Origin of the sequence: Pseudomonas sp. MWU16-30322, assembly GCF_020515535.1 — a bacterium.
In the GTDB taxonomy this organism is placed as follows: Bacteria; Pseudomonadota; Gammaproteobacteria; order Pseudomonadales; family Pseudomonadaceae; genus Aquipseudomonas; species Aquipseudomonas fluorescens_H.
The window spans coordinates 1-3,203 of the sequence record NZ_JAIWYL010000025.1 but is presented as its reverse complement, the minus strand read 5'-3'; the positions used below and the strand labels follow the sequence as shown (position 1 = coordinate 3,203).

1 rRNA gene is annotated in these 3,203 nt (G+C 51.4%); it reads left to right on the top strand.

The window, feature by feature from the left end:
• The first annotated feature begins 162 nt into the window (after window positions 1-162).
• Window positions 163-3,054, top strand: a 23S ribosomal RNA gene (locus LCH64_RS28165).
• Window positions 3,055-3,203: the final 149 nt, after the last annotated feature.

Here is a 3,203-nt window from a genome sequence, read left to right as displayed (position 1 = left end):
CGTTCTTTAAAAATTTGGGTATGTGATAGAAAGATAGACTGAACGTTACTTTCACTGGTAACGGATCAGGCTAAGGTAAAATTTGTGAGTGACTCTTAAGAGTTTTGCGAATTTTCGGCGAATGTCGTCTTCACAGTATAACCAGATTGCTTGGGGTTATATGGTCAAGTGAAGAAGCGCATACGGTGGATGCCTTGGCAGTCAGAGGCGATGAAAGACGTGGTAGCCTGCGAAAAGCTTCGGGGAGTCGGCAAACAGACTTTGATCCGGAGATGTCTGAATGGGGGAACCCAGCCATCATAAGATGGTTATCTTGTACTGAATACATAGGTGCAAGAGGCGAACCAGGGGAACTGAAACATCTAAGTACCCTGAGGAAAAGAAATCAACCGAGATTCCCTTAGTAGTGGCGAGCGAACGGGGACTAGCCCTTAAGTGGCTTTGAGATTAGCGGAACGCTCTGGAAAGTGCGGCCATAGTGGGTGATAGCCCTGTACGCGAAAATCTCTTGGTCATGAAATCGAGTAGGACGGAGCACGAGAAACTTTGTCTGAATATGGGGGGACCATCCTCCAAGGCTAAATACTACTGACTGACCGATAGTGAACTAGTACCGTGAGGGAAAGGCGAAAAGAACCCCGGAGAGGGGAGTGAAATAGATCCTGAAACCGTATGCGTACAAGCAGTGGGAGCCCACTTTGTTGGGTGACTGCGTACCTTTTGTATAATGGGTCAGCGACTTATTTTCAGTGGCGAGCTTAACCGAATAGGGGAGGCGTAGCGAAAGCGAGTCTTAATAGGGCGTCTAGTCGCTGGGAATAGACCCGAAACCGGGCGATCTATCCATGGGCAGGTTGAAGGTTAGGTAACACTGACTGGAGGACCGAACCGACTACCGTTGAAAAGTTAGCGGATGACCTGTGGATCGGAGTGAAAGGCTAATCAAGCTCGGAGATAGCTGGTTCTCCTCGAAAGCTATTTAGGTAGCGCCTCATGTATCACTGTAGGGGGTAGAGCACTGTTTCGGCTAGGGGGTCATCCCGACTTACCAAACCGATGCAAACTCCGAATACCTACAAGTGCCGAGCATGGGAGACACACGGCGGGTGCTAACGTCCGTCGTGAAAAGGGAAACAACCCAGACCGTCAGCTAAGGTCCCAAAGTTATGGTTAAGTGGGAAACGATGTGGGAAGGCTTAGACAGCTAGGAGGTTGGCTTAGAAGCAGCCACCCTTTAAAGAAAGCGTAATAGCTCACTAGTCGAGTCGGCCTGCGCGGAAGATGTAACGGGGCTCAAACCATACACCGAAGCTACGGGTATCACGCAAGTGATGCGGTAGAGGAGCGTTCTGTAAGCCTGTGAAGGTGAGTTGAGAAGCTTGCTGGAGGTATCAGAAGTGCGAATGCTGACATGAGTAACGACAATGGGTGTGAAAAACACCCACGCCGAAAGACCAAGGTTTCCTGCGCAACGTTAATCGACGCAGGGTTAGTCGGTCCCTAAGGCGAGGCTGAAAAGCGTAGTCGATGGAAAACAGGTTAATATTCCTGTACTTCTGGTTATTGCGATGGAGGGACGGAGAAGGCTAGGCCAGCTTGGCGTTGGTTGTCCAAGTTTAAGGTGGTAGGCTGAGATCTTAGGTAAATCCGGGATCTTAAGGCCGAGAGCTGATGACGAGTTACCCTTTGGGTGACGAAGTGGTTGATGCCATGCTTCCAAGAAAAGCTTCTAAGCTTCAGATAACCAGGAACCGTACCCCAAACCGACACAGGTGGTTGGGTAGAGAATACCAAGGCGCTTGAGAGAACTCGGGTGAAGGAACTAGGCAAAATGGCACCGTAACTTCGGGAGAAGGTGCGCCGGTGAGGGTGAAGGACTTGCTCCGTAAGCTCATGCCGGTCGAAGATACCAGGCCGCTGCGACTGTTTATTAAAAACACAGCACTCTGCAAACACGAAAGTGGACGTATAGGGTGTGACGCCTGCCCGGTGCCGGAAGGTTAATTGATGGGGTTAGCTAACGCGAAGCTCTTGATCGAAGCCCCGGTAAACGGCGGCCGTAACTATAACGGTCCTAAGGTAGCGAAATTCCTTGTCGGGTAAGTTCCGACCTGCACGAATGGCGTAACGATGGCGGCGCTGTCTCCACCCGAGACTCAGTGAAATTGAAATCGCTGTGAAGATGCAGTGTATCCGCGGCTAGACGGAAAGACCCCGTGAACCTTTACTATAGCTTTGCACTGGACTTTGAATTTGCTTGTGTAGGATAGGTGGGAGGCTTTGAAGCGTGGACGCCAGTTCGCGTGGAGCCATCCTTGAAATACCACCCTGGCAACTTTGAGGTTCTAACTCAGGTCCGTTATCCGGATCGAGGACAGTGTATGGTGGGTAGTTTGACTGGGGCGGTCTCCTCCTAAAGAGTAACGGAGGAGTACGAAGGTGCGCTCAGACCGGTCGGAAATCGGTCGTAGAGTATAAAGGCAAAAGCGCGCTTGACTGCGAGACAGACACGTCGAGCAGGTACGAAAGTAGGTCTTAGTGATCCGGTGGTTCTGTATGGAAGGGCCATCGCTCAACGGATAAAAGGTACTCCGGGGATAACAGGCTGATACCGCCCAAGAGTTCATATCGACGGCGGTGTTTGGCACCTCGATGTCGGCTCATCACATCCTGGGGCTGAAGCCGGTCCCAAGGGTATGGCTGTTCGCCATTTAAAGTGGTACGCGAGCTGGGTTTAGAACGTCGTGAGACAGTTCGGTCCCTATCTGCCGTGGACGTTTGAGATTTGAGAGGGGCTGCTCCTAGTACGAGAGGACCGGAGTGGACGAACCTCTGGTGTTCCGGTTGTCACGCCAGTGGCATTGCCGGGTAGCTATGTTCGGGAAAGATAACCGCTGAAAGCATCTAAGCGGGAAACTTGCCTCAAGATGAGATCTCACTGGAACCTTGAGTTCCCTGAAGGGCCGTCGAAGACTACGACGTTGATAGGTTGGGTGTGTAAGCGCTGTGAGGCGTTGAGCTAACCAATACTAATTGCCCGTGAGGCTTGACCATATAACACCCAAGCAATTTGACTACTCGAGAGAGCATCAGATTGCGGTGTGTGAAGACGCAATGAACCGAAAGTTCGCGATGCTCACAAGACACCTGTATCACATACCCGATTTGCTGAAGCGAGGCCAACAGGCCGCGAGTCAGTACCC